14 protein-coding genes are annotated in these 20,526 nt (G+C 64.0%); 4 read left to right on the top strand and 10 right to left on the bottom strand.

Annotation, left to right across the window (positions count from 1 at the left end):
- Nucleotides 1–120: 120 nt before the first annotated feature.
- Entirely contained in the window at nt 121–1,242 is a 1,122-nt protein-coding gene (locus tag AB5Y53_RS09580; protein WP_368181833.1) for an ABC transporter substrate-binding protein, read from the bottom strand.
- Between the two features lie 596 nt (nt 1,243–1,838).
- Between AB5Y53_RS09580 and AB5Y53_RS09575 the strand changes: the two genes are divergently transcribed.
- Nucleotides 1,839–5,057, top strand: coding sequence for an ExeM/NucH family extracellular endonuclease (locus AB5Y53_RS09575; RefSeq protein ID WP_368181831.1), 3,219 nt, complete (start codon nt 1,839–1,841; stop codon nt 5,055–5,057).
- Between the two features lie 156 nt (nt 5,058–5,213).
- On the opposite strand, the gene AB5Y53_RS09570 is transcribed toward AB5Y53_RS09575, so the two are convergent.
- On the bottom strand, nt 5,214–5,753 hold the full coding sequence (locus tag AB5Y53_RS09570) for a glycine zipper 2TM domain-containing protein (RefSeq protein ID WP_010674678.1): 540 nt from the start codon (nt 5,751–5,753) through the stop codon (nt 5,214–5,216).
- 323 nt (nt 5,754–6,076) lie between these two features.
- Here AB5Y53_RS09570 and AB5Y53_RS09565 point away from each other — a divergent pair, with 323 nt between their 5' ends.
- From AB5Y53_RS09565 to AB5Y53_RS09555, 3 genes are all read left to right on the top strand, one after another.
- A complete protein-coding gene (locus tag AB5Y53_RS09565) occupies nt 6,077–7,699 on the top strand; it encodes an acyl-CoA synthetase (protein WP_368181829.1) in 1,623 nt (540 codons plus the stop codon).
- Nucleotides 7,700–7,889: 190 nt separating this feature from the next.
- Complete coding sequence (locus AB5Y53_RS09560; RefSeq protein WP_368182011.1) at nt 7,890–8,588, top strand: helix-turn-helix transcriptional regulator; 699 nt, start codon at nt 7,890–7,892, stop codon at nt 8,586–8,588.
- Between the two features lie 65 nt (nt 8,589–8,653).
- On the top strand, nt 8,654–8,974 hold the full coding sequence (locus AB5Y53_RS09555) for a hypothetical protein (RefSeq protein ID WP_202042500.1): 321 nt from the start codon (nt 8,654–8,656) through the stop codon (nt 8,972–8,974).
- A gap of 92 nt (nt 8,975–9,066) precedes the next feature.
- On the opposite strand, the gene hisIE is transcribed toward AB5Y53_RS09555, so the two are convergent.
- The 8 genes from hisIE to hisB form a co-directional block, all read right to left on the bottom strand.
- Nucleotides 9,067–9,702: a bifunctional phosphoribosyl-AMP cyclohydrolase/phosphoribosyl-ATP diphosphatase HisIE gene (gene hisIE, locus AB5Y53_RS09550; RefSeq protein ID WP_029314506.1), complete on the bottom strand. Its 636-nt coding sequence runs from the start codon at nt 9,700–9,702 to the stop codon at nt 9,067–9,069.
- Nucleotides 9,695–10,468, bottom strand: a complete 774-nt coding sequence (gene hisF, locus AB5Y53_RS09545; protein ID WP_042881382.1) for an imidazole glycerol phosphate synthase subunit HisF — start codon at nt 10,466–10,468, stop codon at nt 9,695–9,697. The genes hisIE and hisF overlap by 8 nt, the downstream gene beginning before the upstream one ends.
- 178 nt (nt 10,469–10,646) lie before the next feature.
- Nucleotides 10,647–14,618, bottom strand: coding sequence for a PAS domain S-box protein (locus AB5Y53_RS09540; protein ID WP_368181827.1), 3,972 nt, complete (start codon nt 14,616–14,618; stop codon nt 10,647–10,649).
- Nucleotides 14,615–16,768 (bottom strand): PAS domain S-box protein, encoded by a 2,154-nt coding sequence (locus AB5Y53_RS09535; RefSeq protein WP_368181825.1) that lies wholly within the window; start codon nt 16,766–16,768, stop codon nt 14,615–14,617. Before AB5Y53_RS09535 ends, AB5Y53_RS09540 begins: the two co-directional genes overlap by 4 nt.
- Nucleotides 16,761–17,870, bottom strand: coding sequence for a two-component system response regulator (locus AB5Y53_RS09530; RefSeq protein WP_010674688.1), 1,110 nt, complete (start codon nt 17,868–17,870; stop codon nt 16,761–16,763). The genes AB5Y53_RS09535 and AB5Y53_RS09530 overlap by 8 nt, the downstream gene beginning before the upstream one ends.
- 132 nt (nt 17,871–18,002) lie before the next feature.
- Nucleotides 18,003–18,749, bottom strand: coding sequence for a 1-(5-phosphoribosyl)-5-[(5-phosphoribosylamino)methylideneamino]imidazole-4-carboxamide isomerase (gene hisA / locus AB5Y53_RS09525; RefSeq protein WP_010674689.1), 747 nt, complete (start codon nt 18,747–18,749; stop codon nt 18,003–18,005).
- A gap of 5 nt (nt 18,750–18,754) precedes the next feature.
- Nucleotides 18,755–19,378, bottom strand: coding sequence for an imidazole glycerol phosphate synthase subunit HisH (gene hisH / locus AB5Y53_RS09520; RefSeq protein ID WP_039039129.1), 624 nt, complete (start codon nt 19,376–19,378; stop codon nt 18,755–18,757).
- Entirely contained in the window at nt 19,378–20,511 is a 1,134-nt protein-coding gene (gene hisB, locus AB5Y53_RS09515; protein WP_182958656.1) for a bifunctional histidinol-phosphatase/imidazoleglycerol-phosphate dehydratase HisB, read from the bottom strand. Before hisB ends, hisH begins: the two co-directional genes overlap by 1 nt.
- Nucleotides 20,512–20,526 lie beyond the last annotated feature (15 nt).

Here is a 20,526-nt window from a genome sequence, read left to right as displayed (position 1 = left end):
CGTGTGAACTCCATCTTGTCTTGTGGTTTTTTATCGTTTTTGCCACCGGCAACCTGAGGTCGCCGGTGGGTTCTCCACCGGGTGGGGGAGGGAATGAGCCGGAGAGACCCCGGCCGACACTCAGTGCGCGTTGTGCTGATGAATGCCCAGCATGAAGGTGCCCTGGGGACGGATGGGCAGGTAGTGCTGGTAGAACGCCTGATAGGTGGCCAGGGGGTCGAGATCCTGGAAGAGGTCCGGATAGAGGGCCTTGGCCATGAACTCGATGAGGGCGGCATCCATGATGCTGCGGGTGGCGCCGTGATAGACCGCGTAGAGGCGACCCTGCTTCACCGCAGGCAGCTCGCGCCAGCCCGGACGGGCGGCAAAGCCTTGCAGACGCTGGCGCACTGTCTCTTCCGACACATCCTGGCCGACCTGCATGGCGACGGCACTGCTCACGCTCTCGTAGCCCGCCATCAGGATCACCTCGGGCTTGCTCGCCAGCAGTTGTTCCGGGTGGATGGGGCCCCAGCGATCGACGAAGGGGGCGGCCACGTTGTTGCCACCGGCCAGCAGGGCCATGGCGCCCCACATGTCCTTGCCATAGGTGTAGCTGTACTCGGCCGGGCCCTTGTCACCCAGCTCGATGTAGACCCGGGGCGGCGTGCGCTTCGCGGCGGCGATGCGGGAGGTGATGGTGTCAATCTTGGCCTTGTACTCGTCGGCCATCTTCCGGGCACGGGCCTCCTGGCCGGTCAGCTTGCCAAGCAGCAGGGTGCTCGCCATGTGCTGTGCCAGGGTCTGGGCGTTGTAGTCGATGACCACCACCGGGATCCCCGCCTGCTCAAGGCGTGGCAGGTCGGCGCTCAGGGCCTCATATTGCCACTTCGCCAGGATCACCAGGTCGGGCTTGACCGCCAGGGTCTTCTCGATGGAGAAGCTCTGATCCTGCACGTTGCCAAGGTCCGGCACGTTGGCCAGTTGTGGCTGGCTGGTCACGTAGAGAGACCAGATGGCGGGACGAGACTTCATGAACCAGCCCAGGGACATGCCCACCAGGCGTTCGGCCCCGCCTTCACCGGCCACCGCCAGGTAATCTTCGGGATAGAAACCGAGCACGATGCGGCTTGCCGGAAGGCTGAGGGAGACCTTGCGGCCCATCACATCTTCCACTTCAACGGGGGGGGCGGCCTGCGCCATCCAGCTCACCAGGACGAGCTGGCCGAGCAGCAGCAACTTTGCCAGGGGGTGACGAAACATCTTGTAGCACCTCGAGAATAGAGACGGTCAAAAAAGAAAGTGAGAACTATTGCTATTCGCGAGCGCAAAAGCAACAAACGTTTGTGTCATCCCCTCTCTTGTTATTTCTGTCATTACTGGAACCGGTTCCACAAGAGCACCAGGAGAGCGTTCCACCCCCGGTTTTCTGCCTTCTCGGGCCACGCAGGGGGCGGCGCCCGGTATGGCGCCCATGGATTTGCCCATGATCCAGTGTCTGTGAGTGGCGCTGTTCACGAAATGGTACCGGGCAGAGGCCTGCGTAATGCTCACCCGTCTGCCCCGGAGCCGATGTCGCTTCCTGACAGAGACCGCCAGCAGGGGGTGAGGGTGGCGACAACTTCCTGCGCAGTGATGGCAGACACTGCCCATTCGGGTATTGCCCGTCACCTTGGCGCAACATTTTGTTGTCATTGTTAGCCAGCTCGCAGCAGCCCCGGCATTGACGGGGCAGAGTGGGCGCGCAGTTTCGGCCGGGGGCTGACATGCCTCCCGTTGATGGCTGCATCCAAGGTGCTGCGGCCCGCCTTGTGCGGGGCGCCAATAACATGATCTGCAAATAAAAAAGGAAACTGACCATGTCAGGAAGACACTCTCTGGTGGCGCTGGCCGTCGGGCTGGCGCTCGCTGGACAGGCACAGGCGCAACTGCTCATCACCGAATACCTGGAAGGGTCCGGCAACAACAAGGCGGTGGAGCTGAGCAACCTCGGCAGCGACGCCGTCGATCTCTCCCAATATCGGCTGGCCCTCTACGCCAACGGCAAACCCATCACCGATGCCCCCACCAACAGCCTGGCGCTGCAAGGCACCCTCGCCCCTGGGGCCAGTCTGGTGCTAGCCAACCCCTCTGCAAATGCCGAGATCCTGGCCAAGACGACCCAGACCAGCGGCAACCTGGTGTTCAACGGTGACGACGCCCTGGTGCTCTATCGCGGCAGCGAGGTAATCGACAGCTTCGGCCAGGTAGGGATGGATCCGGGTACGGCCTGGGTCTCCGGCAACGTCTCGACCCTGGACATGACCCTGCGCCGCAAGGCCACCGTCACCATCGGCCGCACTGATGCAACCGCCCCCTTCGATCCGGCGCTCGAATATGTGGCGGCCCCGAAAGATGACGCCAGTGGTCTGGGGTGCAGTGGCGATGGCCCCTGCGATGGCACCCAGCCGCCCGCCTTCGTCTGTCCGGTGGACAGCCTGGTACCGGTGCCCGCTATTCAGGGCCCGGGCAGCAGCAGCCCGCTGGTGCCGGCTGGCAAGTTTGAATCGGAACAGGCTTATACCACTCGCGGTGTGGTAACCCAGGTGGTGAGCGGCCTCTACAAGGGCTTCTTCATTCAAGATGAGCAGGGAGACGGTGATCCGGCGACCTCCGACGGCCTCTTCGTCTACAGCACCAAGGCCAACGCTGCCGTCGTGCCGGGTGCCGAGGTGTGCGTCTTTGGCAAGGTGAAGGAGTATTTCAACCAGACCCAGATCAACGCCGACGAGATGGTGGTGACCCGGCCGCAAGGGGCTGTGCCGGCTGCGGTGGATCTGCTACCGGTGGCGGGCGAGAGCCTGAGCCAGCTGCTGGAGCGTCACGAGGGGATGCAGGTACGGCTGGTGCCCGGCTCCAGTCTGGTGGTGACCCGCAACTTCAGCTTCGATTACGACGGCAAGCGTAACAACCTGGTGCTCTCTTATGGTTCGCCGCTCATCAAGTCGACCCAGAAATTTGCCGCCATGAGCCAGGAGGCGAGCGACTGGGCCCTTCGCAACCAGCAGAACCAGCTGGTGGTGGAGACGGACGCCAAGGCGCCGGACGGTGTGCTGCCCTGGTTCCCCGGCTTCAACGCCGAGGACGGTTACCTTCGCATCGGCGACAAGCTCAACGGGCTGGAGGGGGCCCTTGGTTACTCCTACAACCTGTTCAGGCTGGTGGCCAGCAACCGCATCGACGCGAGCCAGATTGATCACAGTGGCTGGGATCGGGTGGAAACCCCCGAGCTCGCCGAGGCGGGGGATCTGCGGGTCGCGAGCTTCAACGTGCTCAACTTCTTCACCACGGTGGTGGGGGGCGATGCCAACCCCACCGGCAGCAACCGGGGCGCCCTGACGGTGGCGGAGTTCGAGTTGCAGCGCACCAAGATAGTCAGCGCCATCACCCGCCTCAATGCCGACGTGGTGGGGCTGATGGAGATCGAGAACAACGGCTATGGCGACAACTCCGCCATCGCCAACCTGGTGACGGCCCTCAACGCCGTCCAGCCGGACGAGGCGGATCACTACCGCTGGATTGCCTCGCCGGATGGCAAGCCCATTGGCACCGACGCCATCACGGTGGGGCTCATCTACCGACCCGCCAGCGTGAGCCCGCAAGGGGCCGCCAGCCTTATCGCGCTGCCGGTGCAGCAGGCCGAGGCGGTGGACGCTAGCGGCAAGCCGGTGACCATCAATCAGGGGATGCGCGAGTCGCTGGTGCAGCGCTTCAGCTCGCCCAAGGGGGATGCGCCCCTGACCCTGGTGGTCAACCACCTCAAGTCCAAGGGCTCCGCCTGCTTCGAGGATTACCCCGACTACGCCAGCGCCGATCCGCTGGATGGCCAGGGTCACTGCAACGCGCTGCGGGTCTCCGCCGTCAAGGTGTTGGGGGAACAGCTCAAGGATCTGGCCGGGGATCTGCTGCTCATCGGCGACATGAACGCCTATGGCATGGAGGATCCCATCCGGGTGCTGACCGACTATGATCCGGCCGCCCAGGCGCGCCAGATCATGAGCGCCTCCTTCACCACTCTGGCGGGTCAGCCCTTCGAGGAGAGCGGCAGCGCCCTTGGCAAGGGGTATGGTCTTATCAACCTCAATACCCGCTTCCATGGCACCGACACCTACTCCTACAGCTACGAAGGGGAGCTCGGCAACCTGGATCACGCCCTGGCAAACCCGAGTCTCGCGGCCAAGGTGATCGGCATCGAGGATTGGCACATCAACTCCGCCGAGAGCAACTTCTTCGAGTACGGCACTAAGTACAGCGGCCAGCTGGCGAAATCCGAAGGGCCCTTCAGCGCCTCGGATCACGATCCCGTGCTGGTGGCCATCCAGTATCCGCAGCCACCCGCCGGGGTATTGAGTCTCGAGAGCGCCGCTGCGAACGTGGAGGAGGGCAACACCCTGGCCTTGAGCGTGGCGCGCCGCGATGGCACCTATGGGGAGGCGAGCGTGAGTTATCGCATCGTCTACGGCAGCGCGGACGCAGGCGATGTGGCGCCCCTCACCGGCACCCTGTACTGGGCGGACGGGCAGAGCGAGCCCCAGACCATCAGCATTCCGGTGAAGAGCGACACCCTGCACGAGGGGGATGAGACCTTCACCCTGGAGCTGTTTGATGCGAGCGGCGCGACCCTGGGGGATCAGCACCAGACCCTGGTGACCATCAAGGACAAGCTGGCACCGTCCACCATCTCGCTGGCTCAGGCCAGTATCACGGTGAACGAGGGGCAGTGGTTTGCCGAGATCCCCCTGGTGCGCAGCGGCGATCTGAGCAAGCCGGCCCGGGCCCGGGTGGCCCTTGACGGGGTCACGGCGCGCTGGGGGCTGGATTTCCTGCCCTGGTTCGGTCAGTCGGTGAGCTGGGCCGCGGGCGAGGGGGGCAGCAAGTCGGTCAAGGTGCTGATCATCGATGACTGGTTCGTCGAGCCCACCGAGCAGTTCAGGGTGAGCCTCGATCGGGTGGAAGGGGGCCAGCCCGGCGCCCTGCAGCAGACCCGGGTCGACATCCAGGACAACGACAAGTCCTGGTGGCCCTTCGGTCGCCACTGAGAATGACTTCTCAATATAAAAAGGGGCCTGCGGGCCCCTTTCTGTTGAGAAAACGTTTGTTGGGAAGACCTGTTGCAGACAGGTTGGGTTGCGAAGATGAAAAAGGCCCACCGTCATGGTGGGCCTTCCTCATGGCAGGGCGCTCCTAACGGAGTATCAACCCTGCGCGTTGCTCAGTACCAGCTTGCCATCCTTGACCGGAATGGTGGGGCCGGGTTGCTTCTCCATGCGTACCACCCCTTCCTGGCCGGCGAGGCGGTAGGTGACGTCATAGCCGATGGTGCGGGTGCTGCTCTCCTGCACCGTCTTGCAGCGCTGCTCCGTGGTGGTGTAGGTATCACCCGCCTGCATGTTGCCCTGCACCTGATTTCCGGCATAACCCCCTGCCACGGCACCGGCGGCGGTGGCCACCTTCTTGCCGCTGCCACCGCCAAACTGGTGGCCGACCACGCCGCCCAGGGCTGCGCCAACCACGGTACCCAGGATCTTGTGCTCGTCCTGCACCGGCTTGCGGTGGGTCAGGGTGACGTTGCGGCACTCCTGACGTGGCGTCTTGATGGTCTCGGTCACCGGCTTGCTGGCCAGCACCTCGGCAAACTGGGGCTCTGATGAAAACAGGGATCCGCTGGCGACCGCCGACAATGCCAGCGCAGAGGCCACACCGATCCCGACACCTGCCAACATGGATTTGTTCATCACTCTTCTCCTCGTACTCATACCCGTTGAGGGCTTGGGATCATTCTTGGCATTTTGCGCCGCAGGCTCAAGGCAAGGGCCACGGGATCGCGACAGAGGCTGACTGCGCAAAAAGTGACCGCGCAAAAATAGCGTCGGCGATTGGCGACAGGGAGAGCAGGGCCGAGGGCCCCTAAGACGTTTCGCTAATACCTGGGATCTGGCCCCCTTGATACCCTTTCATCCGGTTCCAGCCGGCGTCCTGGTCCCGCATCAGGGCGCAATGCCGGTCGTGGTGAACCGCGAGAGCCACCCCGTTTTGTGCCCCTGTGAGGAAGGATCCGATGACAGAGCAGAACATGTACGACGCCGGCCTTGGCAAGACGCCCGCCAATTTCGAGGCGCTGACCCCCTTGAGCTTTCTGGGGCGGGTCGCCCGGGTCTATCCCGACTATCCGGCGCTGATCCACGGGCCCCTGCGCCAGAGCTGGGCCCAGACCGAACGCCGTTGCCGCCAGCTCGCCTCGGCCCTGCGCCGTCGCGGCATTGGCGAGGGGGACACCGTCTCCATCGTCGCCCCCAATGTGCCGGCCATGTTCGAGGCGCACTTCGGGGTGCCCATGAGCGGCGCCGTGCTCAACACCATCAACACCCGGCTCGATGCGGACGCCATGGCCTTCATCTTCCAGCACGCCCAGAGCAAGGTGGTGCTGGTGGACCGGGAGTTCGGCGCCCTGGTGCGAAAGGCGCTCTCTCTCATTGACAGCCAGCCCCTGGTGATCGCCATCGACGATCCCCTCTACCGGGAAGGGGAGCTGGTCGGCGAGCTCGACTACGAGGGGTTCATCGCCCTGGGGGACGGGGACGAACCCGGCTGGCTGCCGGCGGACGAGTGGCAGGCCATTTCCCTCAACTACACCTCCGGCACCACGGGGAACCCCAAGGGGGTGGTCTATCACCATCGCGGTGCCCACCTCAATGCGGTCAACAATGCCCTCTCCTGGGAGCTGCCCAAGCACCCCGTCTACCTCTGGACCCTGCCGATGTTTCACTGCAACGGCTGGTGCTTCCCCTGGACCCTGGCGGCCACCGCCGGGGTGAGCGTCTGTCTGCGCCACGTGCAGGCGGCGGCCATCTACGGGGCGCTGCGCGAACACAAGGTGAGCCATTTCTGCGCCGCCCCCATCGTGCTCAATATGCTGAACAATGCCGATCCGGCCCTCAAGCAGGGACTCGACCACCCCGTCAAGGCGATGACGGCGGGGGCAGCGCCGCCCGCCACCGTGATCGCCGGCATGGAGGCCATGGGGATCGCCGTGACCCATGTCTATGGCCTCACCGAAACCTATGGCCCCTGCGTGGTGTGCGAGCCGCAAAGACGCTGGCAGGGGCAGGATGCCACCACGCTCTCCCGTCTCAAGGCGCGCCAGGGGGTGGCCTCCCCCCTGCAAGGGGAGATGCGGGTCATCAACCCCGTCAGCGGCGAGCCGGTCCCCATGGATGGCAAGACCCTGGGAGAGATAGTGCTGCGGGGCAACATTGTCATGAAGGGCTACCTCAAGAACCCGGCGGCGAGCGAGGAGGCGATGGCACAGGGATGGTTTCGAAGCGGGGATCTCGCGGTCTGGCACCCGGACGGCTATGTGGAGATCAAGGACAGATCCAAGGACATCATCATCTCCGGCGGGGAGAACATCTCCAGCCTGGAGGTGGAGGATGTGCTCTATCGCCACCCCGATGTGGAAGAAGCCGCGGTGATCGCCATGCCGGACGAGACCTGGGGGGAGGTACCCTGCGCCTTCGTGAAGCTCAAGGAGGGGCGCGAGCTCACCCAGGCCGAGCTCATCGCGTTCTGCCGCGAGCAGATGGCCCACTTCAAGGCCCCCAAGCGCATCATCTTCACCCCGCTGCCCAAGACCTCCACCGGCAAGGTGCAAAAATTCATGCTGCGCAAGCAGTTGGCGTGACGACAAAGGCACCGCGCCATCAACGGGCCTGCGGGCCCGTTTTGTGTTGCGCGATGCAAAGAAACAGGGCCTCGCCGGTAGCGGTCGCCAGCCAACAAGACGTGCCTTTCGAGCCCGTCCCGGCTTACCATGGCCGCCATGTCCTGCCAGCCTGAGGATGCCTGTGAGAAAATCGGACCGACTGTTTCAACTGACCAACCTGTTGCGGGCCCATCAACCCCTGACCGCCCGGGATCTGGCGACGCGCCTGTGCGTGTCGGAGCGCACCATCTACCGCTATATCGACGATCTCTCTTTGGCGGGCATTCCGGTTTACGGGGAAGCCGGGCTGGGCTATCGGCTGAGCGAGGGGTTCGAAATGGCCCCGTTGCAACTGAGTGCGGCCGAGCTGGAGGCCCTCATCACCGGGGTGAACCTGGTGGCGGTGCTGACGGGCAAGGGGATGGCCGATCCGGCCCGCGCCCTGCTCGCCAAGATTGAGGCGGCCCTGCCCGCCAAGGAGGCTCGGGCACCTCGCGTCCCCGTGGTGCGGGTGCCGGACTATTCCACGGCGCAGCCGGCATACGCTCGCTGGGACAGGTTGCACGACGCCATCACGGCCGGTCACTGGCTGCACATTGGCTACCGGGATGCCAGCGCCAGCAGGACGGAACGCCAGCTCTTTCCCCTCGGGCTCTTCTACTGGGGCGGATGCTGGACGCTCGGCGCCTGGTGTGCGCTGCGCCGGGCCTACCGGGATTTCAGGGTTGATCGCATCGACACCCTGGCGTCGTGCCGACCGGGAGAAGGGGCACCATCTGGCGCGACCCTGGCCGATTACCTTGCCCTGCGCCAGTCGGACGCGTTTCCCCCTGGGCGCAGTGGCGCCGAAAAGGTCATTCAGGACTGACACAAGGCTGTCAGTAGCCCTTCGTTATGCTGGGTTCTCCAGACCATCCACAACGGAGAAAAAAGATGATCATCAAGGGCGACATGCAAGGGGTAGGGGGCGTCGAGTTTGCCACTTTCAGGCTCAGGGAAGGGGTGACGGAGGCTGATTTGCTCGCCCTGTCACGGCGGGTCGAGTCCGAGTTTCTTGTCCAGCAATCCGGGCTCATCATGCACTGCCTGCTGCGCGGCGCCGACGGCCTCTATGCGGACGTGGTGATGGCCCCCAGCCAGTCGCTGGTGGAAGCCTACTGCCAGCAGTGGCTGCACAACGACGTGGCAGGGGAGTACCTGACCCTGCTTGACCATCATTCGGTCAACATGAGCTTCTGGACCCGTATCGGCTGAGGGCGGCGCGGGGCATACCATCCCCCGGCGAGGGGGCAATCATGAAATGAAACGGGCCCACAGGGCCCGTTTTGTTGAACAGAATTCAATAATTATTTGGTGTGGCGCTCATGCAGGCGCTGCACCACATCCTTCAAACCCAAGCCTTCGTTTTGCAGCAAGACGGTCAGGTGGTAGAGCAGGTCAGCGGATTCGTTGATGAGCTCTTCTCTGTCTTTCGCCATGGCGGCCAGGGCCACTTCCACCCCCTCTTCACCCACCTTCTGGGCGATGCGCTTGGTGCCTTTGCCATAGAGGCTGGCGGTGTAGCTGGTGGCGGGATCTGCCCCTTTGCGTGATGCCAGGATCTGTTCGAGCTCGGCCAGGAAGCCGAGCGGCGGCACGGGGTGGCCGTCGAAGCAGGAGGGGTTGCCCAGATGGCAGGTGGGGCCGACCGGGTCGGCGGCAATGAGCAGGGAGTCCTGATCACAGTCGGTGGTGATGGCGACGAGCTTGAGCACATGGCCCGAGCTCTCGCCCTTGGTCCACAGGCGCTGCTTGCTGCGGCTGAAGAAGGTGACCTGGCCGGTGGTCTGGGTCTTTTCCAGCGCCTCGCGGGTCATGAAGCCCTGCATCAGCACTTCGCCGCTGAGGGAATGCTGAACGATGGCGGGGATCATGCCCTCACACTTGGCCCAGTCCAGGCGCTCGGCCAGCGGCAATGCATTGTCTACTGCTTGATTATTCACGGATGGCGACTCCTTCGTTTTTCAGCCAGCGTTTCAATTCGGGAATGGGAATGAGGCCCTTGTGGAACACGGAGGCGGCCAGCGCCCCGTCCACGTCGGCCAGGGTAAAGGCATCGCGAAAGTGCTCCATGGCCCCGGCGCCGCCGGAGGCGATGAGGGGCACCTTGCACACGGCGCGCACCAGCTTGAGCTGCTCAAGGTCGTACCCCTGACGCATGCCGTCCTGGTTCATCACGTTGAGCACTATCTCCCCCGCGCCCCGGCGCTGCACTTCCTGTACCCACTCCAGGGTGGTCCAGGTGGTGGTGCGGGTGCGGCTCTCGTCGCCGGTAAACTGTTTGACCTGATATTGACCGAGGGCGGCATCGAAGTAGGAATCGATACCCACCACCACGCACTGCACGCCGAAGCGCTCGGCGAGCCGGGTGATCAGGGTGGGATCGGCCAGGGCGGGGGAGTTGATGGAGACCTTGTCGGCACCGAATTCCAGGATCTGGCGGGCATCCTCCACGCTTTTGATACCGCCGGCGACGCAGAAGGGGATGTCGATGACTTCCGCCACCCGGCTTACCCAGCTCTTGTCCACTACCCGTTCGTCGCTCGAGGCGGTGATGTCATAGAAGACCAGCTCATCGGCGCCCTCGGCGGCGTAGCGGCGGGCGAGGTCGACAATGCCGCCCATCACCTCGTGGTTGCGAAACTGCACGCCCTTGACCACCACGCCATCTTTGACGTCGAGACAGGGGATAATACGCTTTGACAACATGCTCATTGCTCCATGTAAAGCACGGTTAAAGAAACGTCGTTCTGCCGCCGGCGTTGGCCCGGGCGGCGGACGGGAACAGGGTTGGCATGCCTTGAACGGGGGCCCATGACGGGGGAAACGACAGGCCCGGCAGGCCGTCTCGTCGCCTCTGGGCACCCCACTATATGCATGACTTTATTCAGTGATTCAACCCTTTGTCGCCCTTCACCTGCCCCGGATGGCAGGCTGGCGCCTCGGGGAGGCGGGCCCGATCGTCCGGGTGGGTCTCGTCCGTTGCCATATGCTGGCGCAGGGTGAGCAGGGCGGCATCAAAATCAAACGCCTTCAGTTGCCTGGTCAGGGTGTCGCTGCGAGACCCCAGCATGAGGCGAAGGGGACCGGCATACTGCTCGTAGAGGGGGATCACGGCAGTGTCGCTTTGCACCAGCAGGGCTTCCATCTGGGCCAGCAGTTGCTGGCGCCACTGATCTCCCAGGGGCACCAGATCGGTGGTCGGTGCGGCGAGATCGTCCCCGAGCAGAGCGCAAAGGGTGGCAATCTCCTCATCGATGGATGACATGAGTCCGGTGGGCTCAGTGTCGCCGCCCGCGATGGCCTGCTCCAGGGCGAGGCAGTGGCGCGACAGCTCACGCGCCCCCAGGGTGCTCGCCACGCCGCGCAGGCTGTGGGCCATGCGGGTTGCATCGCTGTGCTCCCCGGCCTGCAAGTGGCGGTGCAGCCGCGCCATGTCCTGGCCATGCTCATGGATGAAGTAGCGAAGCAGGGCCAGGTATTTCTCCTGATTGCCGTTGAGGGTCGCCAGCCCCTGGTCGAGATCCAGGCCCGGGTGTGCCTGCAGGCGGGCAAGGGGGCCTGTCACGGGATGGCGAGTGCTGTCGTCCGGGGCAAGCTCGGGGACCTTGCCCTGGGGCAGCCAGCGCTGCAGGGCTTCAAACAGCTTGGCGGGGGTGACGGGCTTGGCAATGAAATCGTTCATGCCGGCCGATGCGCTCGCCTTTCTGTCCTCCTCGAAGGCGCTGGCGGTGAGCGCCAGGATGGGCAGCCTGTCCATGCCGGGCAGGGCCCGGATGGCGCGGGTGGCGCTGTAGCCATCCATCACCGGCATCTGTATGTCCATCAGGATGAGGTCGAAGGGGTGCTGGCTGACGAGGGCCAGGGCCTCCTGGCCGTTGACGGCCGTCTCGATGACGAGGCCGCTGTGGCACAGGAGCTCGAGCACCACTTCCCGGTTGATGGCGTTGTCTTCCACCAGCAGGATCCGGGCGTGGCGAGGGAAGCTCAAGGCCTGTTGGTTCCCCTGCTCGGACGGGGTCCGGGAAGGGGCGTCCTCCTTTGCCTTGAACAGCCTGGCGGTAAACCAGAAGCAGCTTCCCTGGCCTGGCTCGCTGGTGACTCCGACCTCGCCCCCCATCAGGGCGGCGATCCGGCTGGTGATTGCAAGGCCAAGGCCAGTGCCGCCATATCTGCGAGTGGTGGAGACATCCGCCTGTTCGAACGCCTGGAACAGCTTCTCGCGCTGTGCAGGGGTGATGCCGATGCCGGTGTCTTCCACCTCGAAGCGCAGCAGGTAGCCGGTGGTGAGGGGGCGGGCCAGCCTGACGCGCAGGGTGACGGTTCCCTGCTCGGTGAACTTGATGGCGTTGGTCGCATAGTTGAGCAGGGCCTGGCGCAGGCGGGTGATGTCGCCGTGCACCCAGGCGGGGGTATCGCCGATGTCCGTCACTATGGTGAGCCCCTTGGCCCTGGCCTGGTCGTTCATCAGGGCGCGGACGTTGTCCAGCATGGCGGTGAGGGAGAAATCGGTCAGCTCCAGCGTCATCTTGCCCGCATCGATCTTGGAGAGATCCAGGATGTCGTTGAGGATGCTGAGCAGGTGCTGGGCGGCAGTGTCTATCTTGGTCAGCCGTTCGAGGTCGGTGGGATCCCGGGTGTCGCGCTTGAGCAGATAGGTGAGCCCCAGGATGGCGTTCATGGGGGTGCGGATCTCGTGGCTCATGTTGGCAAGGAAGGCGCTCTTGGCGTGGTTGGCGCTTTCGGCCCGCTGGTGGGCCTGGGCCAGCTGCCGGGTGCGCTCGTTGACCATCTCCTCCAGGTGGTAGCGATACTGGTCCAGCTCCTCGCCGAGCTGCTTCTTCTCGGTGATGTCGGCCTGGACCGTGACGTAGTGGGTGATTTCGCCGCTCTCCTGGCGGATCGGCGACACCGTGGCCAGTACCTGGTAGTGGGAGCCATCCTTGCGCTGGTTGATGAATTCGCCATGCCAGCGCTGGCCGTGGTTGATGGCATCCCACAGGGCGACATAGCTGGCATCCGGGGTGAGGCCAGAGCGCAGCAGGGACGGGGTCCGGCCTATCACCTCGTGCTGCTGGTAACCACTGGCGGCGAGGAAGGCGGGGTTGACGTACTCGATGCGCGCCCGGGTGTCGGTGATGAAGACGCCGTCAGGACTCTGTTCGAGGGCCAGGGACAACTGGCGCAACTGCTGCTCGGCCAGCTTGCTCTGGGTGATGTCCAGATGGATGCCAAGGAGGCGCACGGGCCGCTGCTGGGCGTCCCGATAGACGCTCCCTTTGCTCACCAGCCAGCGGATGCCGCCATCTGGCAGCAGGATCCTGAACTCCAGCTCGACGGGGGCGCCGCTGACCGCCTGCTCCGCCAGCAACTGCTCGATGCGGGGCCTGTCATCCGGATGCAGGCAGGCTTGCCAGGCGGCCAGCTCGCCGAGCGCCTCGGCACTGCGGCCATAGAGGCGGGCGCATTCCGGCGAGAAGAAGAGACGGTTGCTGACCATGTCCCATTCCCAGATGCCGACATGGGCCCCTTCCTGGGCCATCAGCAGGCGCTGTTCGCTCTCGCGCAGGGCGCTGCTGACGGTTTCGGCGCGCACCCGTGCACTGATGGCGTCGTCCATCAGGTTCAGAGCTGCGAGGCGAGCACGACGCTGGGTATCGAGCGCCATCTGCTGATTGTGTTGCAGGCGCTGCTCCGCGAGCTTGCGCTCCGTGATGTCCTGCACGGTGCCGTATAGCTCGAGTATGGTGCCATCCCTGTCCCTGAGCGCCGCCCCGCGGGCAATGACCCAGGCGGTCTCCCCCTGCTCCGTGATCACTTCGGCATCGCACTCGTAGGGCTGCCCGTCCATCCTGCAGCGCTCGACGGCCTGGGCCACCGTGTGCCACCCCTCCTGGGTGAAGTATTTTCTGACCTCGGGATAGACGGCGGGGGGGAGGGCCGGATCCCGGCCATAGATGCGATAGATCTCCGGTGACCAGAAGTGGCTGTCATCGGCCACGCGCCAGCGCCAGTTCCCTATCTTGGCGAGACGCTGGGACTCGCGCAGTATGGCTTCGTTGCGGCGCAGCGCCTCCTCGGTCTCCTTGTTCTGCCGGTTGTCCTCGATGATGGAGATGAAGTAGTCGGGATTGCCTTCGGCGTCGCGCACCAGGGCCACCGTCAGAGTGGTCCAGATGATCTCGCCCCCCTTATGCAGGTAGCGCTTTTCCAGGGTGTAGTGGGGGATAGTTCCCGCCAGCACCCGGGCCACATGGGCCTCATCGAGGTAGAGATCGTCCGGGTGGGTCAACTGCTGGAATGTCATCCCGGTGAGCTCGTCGGCCCGGTAGCCCAGGATGTGGCACAGCCGCTGATTGACACGCAGCCAGTGTCCATCGGGGGAGACCAGGGCGATGCCGACCGCTGCCTGTTCGAAGGTGACCTGGAAGCGGTTCTCGCTCTGCTGCAACTGGTTCTGGGTGTTCATCAGCTCCTGCCAGCGCAGGACCTCTCTGGCCCGGGCGCGATGAAAGGCGGCACTGAGCACGCTGATGAGCAGACCGTTGGCGATGAGCAGGCACCATTGCACCAGATCCTGGCCAGCCTCGACACTCAGTGAATAGATGGGGGGGAGCATGAAATAGCTGGTGACCAGGGCGGTGATCAGAGTGCAGAGCAGACCTGGCAACAAGCCCCCCAACAGGGCGCAAACGATGATGGGCAACATGAAGAGAACCAGCAGCGGTCGCTCGCCAAAGGCGATGGGCAGCTGGACCCGGATTTGCAACATCAGAACGGGCAGCAGCACGGCCAGCAGGGAGATCCCCCAGCGCTGGGTGGAGGGGCGCACATGCCACAGGGGTGACCAGCTCATCATGGGAGATCCTCCGGTGGCATGGGGGCCTGGGGATAGGGGGGCGGCACTCCGAGCTGACGGGAGAGCCCGTTGATCTGGTGCTTGAGGGCCAGCATGGCGAGCTCCCTGTCCACCATCACCTTGTTGAACCGCTCCAGCTCATGGTTCTGCTGGCGCAGCTCGCTGGCCTGGCGGGTCAGGGCCTGTTCAACCTGCTCCCGTTCGGTGACATCGAGCAGAATGCCGATGATGGCGGGCTGGCCGAGGTAGTCGACGCGCCGCCCGTACAGCTCGACCTCCAGGGATTCCCCGTGCTGATGCAGGGCACTGAAGCGGGTGTGGATATCGCGCGCGTCCTGCTCGCACGCGTGCACCAGCTCGGCGACCCTGGTGCTGTCCTTGGGAGCGGCAAGGGCGTGTAACTGGCCAACGGCGATCAGCGCCCCCGGGGTGTCATAGCCAAACAGTCGGGCAAAACAGGGGTTGATGTAGCAGAGCCGACCCTGCTGGATGATGTAGATCCCGGCAAGGGATTGCTCCACCAAGGCACGGAACAGTCCCTCGCGCTCTCGCAAGTCGGCCTCGGCCCGTTTGAAGTCCGTGATGTCCCGAGAGATGCCGAAGATCCCGATCACCTGCCCCTCGCTGTCTTGCAAGGGGCCTTTGGTTGCGAGAAACACATGCTCGCCATCGGGCAGGGTCAGGTACTCCTCCTCGGTCTGCACCCGGTTGCGCTCTATGACCTGGCGCCCGGATGCCATCAGCATCTGCGCCTGCTGCGGCGGGAAGAGCGTCAGATCATCCTGGCCCAGCACCTCGTCAACCGGCTTGCCGACAAACTGGCTGGCGGCCCGGTTGAAGAGGATGTATCTGCCCTCCTTGTTCTTGGCGAAGATGGCGTCTTCCGAGCTGTCGGCGATGGCGGAGAGCAGTTGCAACGCCTCCAGCCGCTGGGACTGGGAGTGCTGAAGCTGCTCGGCCATCTGCAGCCGGGTGTGCTGGCGCAGCAGGATGATGCCGGCGTTGGTGACAAAGAGCACCAGCAGGCCGATGAGACCGATCCAGACGCTCTCTTTAAAGGTGGCCTGATAGAGTTCTGCCTTGTCGATCTTGGCCAGTAGGTACCAGTCCGTGTTCATGACCGGATAGACAACCCCGAAGACCTCGCTGCCCCGGTAATCCTGGCCATAAAGCACCTGGGGCGTGCCGCGTTCGGCGAGCCGCAAATACTGGGCTGCCAGCAGGGTGGGGTGGGTGACGGGATAGTGCAGGGTGAGAGCCGGTTCCGGGCGATAGCGCAGGCTGCTCAGATAGTGGACCTGATCCCCCTGCTGGCGAAACAGAATGGCTTCTCCGCTGCTGTCTGGGACGGGCCAGGCCCCCAGGATCTGATCGAGCCAGCGATTTGCGCTTATCTGCATCACCAGCACGGGGGCAGGTCCTGCAGCAACCTCCAGATTGACCAGAAAGTCCAGCCTGGCATGACCGCGATCATCGAGATAGGGACCAAGACGCATGACGTTGCCCTGCTCGAGCCGTGGCAGGGCGTCACGCAACGTGGCATTCATGGTGTCGCCACCCGGGGTATGCCACAGGGGCTGTCCGGCAGGATTGAACACGGCCGCACCGTGAAATCCGCGTACCGAGATGAATTCGAGCAGCCTTGCCAGTGGTGGCGTGATCGCTTCGGGTGAGGATGGTGCTTGTCCTGGGCGATAGAAATCAGTACTGCCCAGACCCTTTATGAGCTGGTGAATATCCTGCTCGTGGGTTCCGAGCCACTCGGTGACGCGCTGGCTCTTGAGATCCGCGATGGCTTCGAGACGAGCCACCTCCTTGTTGCGTGCCAGTTCGATGTTGCGGGCGATGGCCATGGCGGTCAGGGCCAGAATGAGCCCGTTGAGCAACAGGAAGGGGATCCATTGACGCCTCGTAAAGACAGGTGTGCTGCCGGTGGTGTCAATGCGACGACGCAGCATGGCATAAAGCATGAGGGCCGTGATGAGGATGAAGAGCCAGCCCTTGATGGTGCTTGCCATGGCGAACTGGGCAGGGGTGCTGAACAGCCACTCCACCGCCTTGTCGGAGAGCAGGATCCACAGGCTTGCCACGGCGGCATAGGTGAGGACGACGTTGAGCACATGTGCCCGGGTCAGGGGAGCCTCAGCCATCCACGGCCTCGCTGCCATCCTGGTAGCGTTCGGCAATGGTGACGAAGGCGTCGAAATGGCGATCGAAGGCGGTCACGACATCGGGATCGAAATGGTGGCCACTGCCGGAGAGGATGAGGGCGCGAGCCTCGTCGTAGCTCATGGCCGGCTTGTAGACCCTGGCGCAGATGAGGGCGTCAAACACGTCTGCCAGCGCCATCAGGCGGGCCGAGAGGGGTATGGCGTCCCCTTGCAAGCCGTCCGGGTAGCCGCTGCCATCCCACTTCTCATGGTGCCAGTGGGCGATCTCCTTGGCCAGGGTGAGGAAGGCCAGGGGCTGCTCCATGTCCTGTTCGGCCTCCTCGATGGCATCGCTGCCGAGCTTGGCGTGGGTGCGCATGATCTGCCACTCCTCCGGGGTCAGCTTGCCCGGTTTGAGCAGGATGTGGTCGGGAATGCCCACCTTGCCGATATCATGAAGCGGTGCGGAGCGGCTCAGCAGATCGATGTAACCCGGGGTCAGGGTATCGGCGAAACGGGGGTGATCAGCCAGGGCGCTCGCCAGCAGACGCACATAGCCCTGGGTGCGCAGGATATGGTTGCCGGTTTCGGGGTCGCGGATCTCCGCCAGATGGGCGAGGGCGCGGATGGAGACCTGCTGGATCAGGTCGTTTTCCGCCATTCGCCGCGCGACCTCGGCTTCCAGCGCCGCATTCTGGTTTTGCAGACCGTCACGGGCCTGCTTGGCCTCCAGCTGGGTACGCACCCGGGCCTGAACGACCACCGGTTTGATGGGCTTGGTGATGTAATCAGCGGCGCCGAGGGAGAGGCCGAACTCCTCGCTCTGGGGGTCGGCGAGGGCGGTGAGCAGAACGACGGGAATACGGCTGCTGATCGGGGACTGACGCAATTGCCTGAGCACTTCATAACCATCCATGCCGGGCATCATCACATCCAGCAGGATGAGGTCAGGCTTTGGATCCGCACTGACGATGCGCAGGCATTTTTCCCCGCTCTGCGCAGCCAGCACGCGGTAATGAGGCGAAAGCAATTCGGTCAGTACCATCAGATTTTCGGGTGAGTCGTCGACGATCAGGATGGTGGCGTTGTGAGGTGTCAACATATGTCTTCCATGACGCTATCCCTGTGAGGTCGAGTATAGAGCCAATTGCTGCCAAATCATAAGGTTCGCCCCCATCGGGGAGAAAGAGGCCTGCCCGGATGGGCAGGCTGTCTGATGCCGGAAAGGGGCGCGTCATGCAGCGCGGCCGTCACCCCAGCAGCGAATGGCTTCTGCCACGTCAAACTTGCCCTCCAGCAGGGCACGGCCGAGGATGATCCCCTTGACGCCGGTTCCCTTGAGCGCCTCGATATCCGCCAGACCGCCGATACCGCCGGACGCCTGGAAGCCGACGCTCGGGTAGCGGGCGCAGAGATCCCGGTAGAGTTCGACGTTGGTGCCCGCCAGGGTACCGTCCCGGCTGATGTCGGTGCAGAGCACATGCCTGAGTCCTGCGGGGAGGAAGCGCTCGATCAGCGCCTCGATGGAGATGCCGCTGTTCTCCTGCCAGCCAGCCACTGCGATGTGGCGGTTGCCCTGTTCATCGATGTTGACATCCAGGGCCAGCACGATGCGCTCGGGGCCATATTTCTCCATCCAGCTGGCCACCAGATCCGGGGATTTGACGGCGGTGGAGCCGATCACCACCCGGCTGGCGCCGGCCGCCAGCAAGTCGGCCACATCCTGTTCGCTGCGCACGCCGCCGCCGACCTGCACCGGTGCCTCGGTGGCGGACAGCAGCTGGGCGATGAGGGCCAACTGGCGGGCCTTGGCATCCTTGGCGCCGTCCAGATCCACCAGGTGCAGCTGCGCCGCCCCCTGGCTGACATAGTCATCGAAGCGGGCCTGCGGGTTGTCGCTGTAGGCGGTTTTCTGGCCGTAGTCGCCCTGGTAGAGGCGCACGACCTGACCGTTGATAAGGTCGATTGCGGGAATAATCATGCCTGTCATAGCTCCAGAAAGTTTTGCAGTAGGCGGGCACCGGCCGGTCCGGATCGCTCCGGGTGGAATTGGGCGCCAAAGAAGTTGTCCCGCCCGACGATGGCGGTAAAGGGCAGGCCGTAGTCGCAGGTCGCCAGGGTCGCGTCGGTCACCTCCAGCGCATAGGAGTGGACAAAGTAGAAGTAGCTGCCGCTGGGAATGCCTTTGAGTAGCGGGTGGGTCTCGTCGTGCTCAATCTGGTTCCAGCCCATGTGGGGCAGGCGCAGGTTGCCCACCTCCATCAGGCGGATCCTGCCAGGCACGATGCCGAGGCAGTCGATGAGCGCTCCTTCGCTGCCATCGGCGCTCATGTTCTCTTCCGAGGCCTGTGCCAGCATCTGCATGCCGAGGCAAAAACCGAGCAGCGGCTGCTTGGCGGCGCGAATGAGGGGCACAAGTTCCCGCTCATTGAGGTTCTTCATGGCGGCGATGGCGGTGCCGACGCCGGGCAGGATCAGCTTGTCCGCCTGCTCGATGTCGGCGGCCTTGCAGCTCACCCTGGGCTGCACGCCGAGGCGCTCGAACGCCATGCGCACCGAGGCGAGGTTCGCGCAGCCGGTGTCGATGATGACCAGGTTCTGTTTCCCCATCACAGCACCCCCTTGCTGGAGGGAAGCTCGCTCCCTTCCACGCGAATGGCCTGGCGCAGGGCGCGGCCAAAGCCTTTGAACAGCGCCTCCACCTGATGGTGGGTGTTGCCGCTGCCCACCTTCATCTGCAAGGTGATGGCCATGGCGTCAGAGAGGGAGCGGAAGAAGTGGGGCACCATCTCGGTGGCCATCTCTCCCACGCTGTCGCGACCAAAGCCGCTCGGGCAGTCGAACACGAAGTAGGGACGGCCGCTCAGATCCAGCGCCGTGGCCACGTCCAGCTCGGTCAGCGAGGTGCTGTCAGCCTCCTGGCGGGGACGCCCGTCGATCACCGCTTGCACCTCGTCCATCGCCAGCACGAAGCCGAAGCGGCCGATGCCTCGCTTGTTGCCAAGGGCCTGGCGCAGGGCTTGACCCAGCGCCAATCCCACATCTTCCACCGTGTGGTGATCGTCGATGTGCAGATCGCCGCTCACTTTGAGCTTGAGGCGAAAGCCCGCGTGGGTCGCTATCTGATCCAGCATGTGATCGAAGAAGCCGATGCCGGTGGCGATCTGGTTGCCACCGCTCTTGTCGAGATCCACCGCCACCTGGATGCGGGTCTCCTTGGTGTAGCGCTCTACCTCGGCCACGCGCCCCTTGGAGAGCAGCTGATCACGAATGGCAGTCCAGCCGTGATCTTGCGGGTGGTAGCGTATGCCGCGGATGCCCATGTTCTCGGCAAGCTGGATGTCGGTCTGTCTGTCGCCAATCACGAAGGAGTTGGCAAAGTCGATGCGGCCCGAGGCGAGATACTCCTTCACCAGCCCAAGGTGAGGCTTGCGGCAGCTGCAACCGTCGGTGGGGAAGTGGGGACAGATCAGCACTTGCTCCCAGGTGACGCCCTGGGATTCGAAGAGGTGCATCATCAGGTCGTGAGGCGGCTGGAAGTGTTCAAGGGGCAGGCTGGCGGTGCCGAGCCCATCCTGGTTGGTCACCATCACCAGCACGTAGCCGGCGGCCTGGAGCTCACGCAGCACAGGTATCACCATGGGCTCGAAGCGCAGCTTCGCAAGACTGTCCACCTGCTTGTCGGTGACCGGCTCCTCGATCAGGGTGCCGTCACGGTCGATAAACAAAAACGGGGTTTTCATCGCTACATCCTTGCT

It is taken from the genome of Aeromonas sp. R7-5 (assembly GCF_040908015.1).
In the GTDB taxonomy this organism is placed as follows: domain Bacteria; phylum Pseudomonadota; class Gammaproteobacteria; order Enterobacterales; family Aeromonadaceae; genus Aeromonas; species Aeromonas caviae.
The sequence above is the reverse complement of the archived record's forward strand: the minus strand, read 5'-3'. Positions and strand labels throughout refer to the sequence as shown.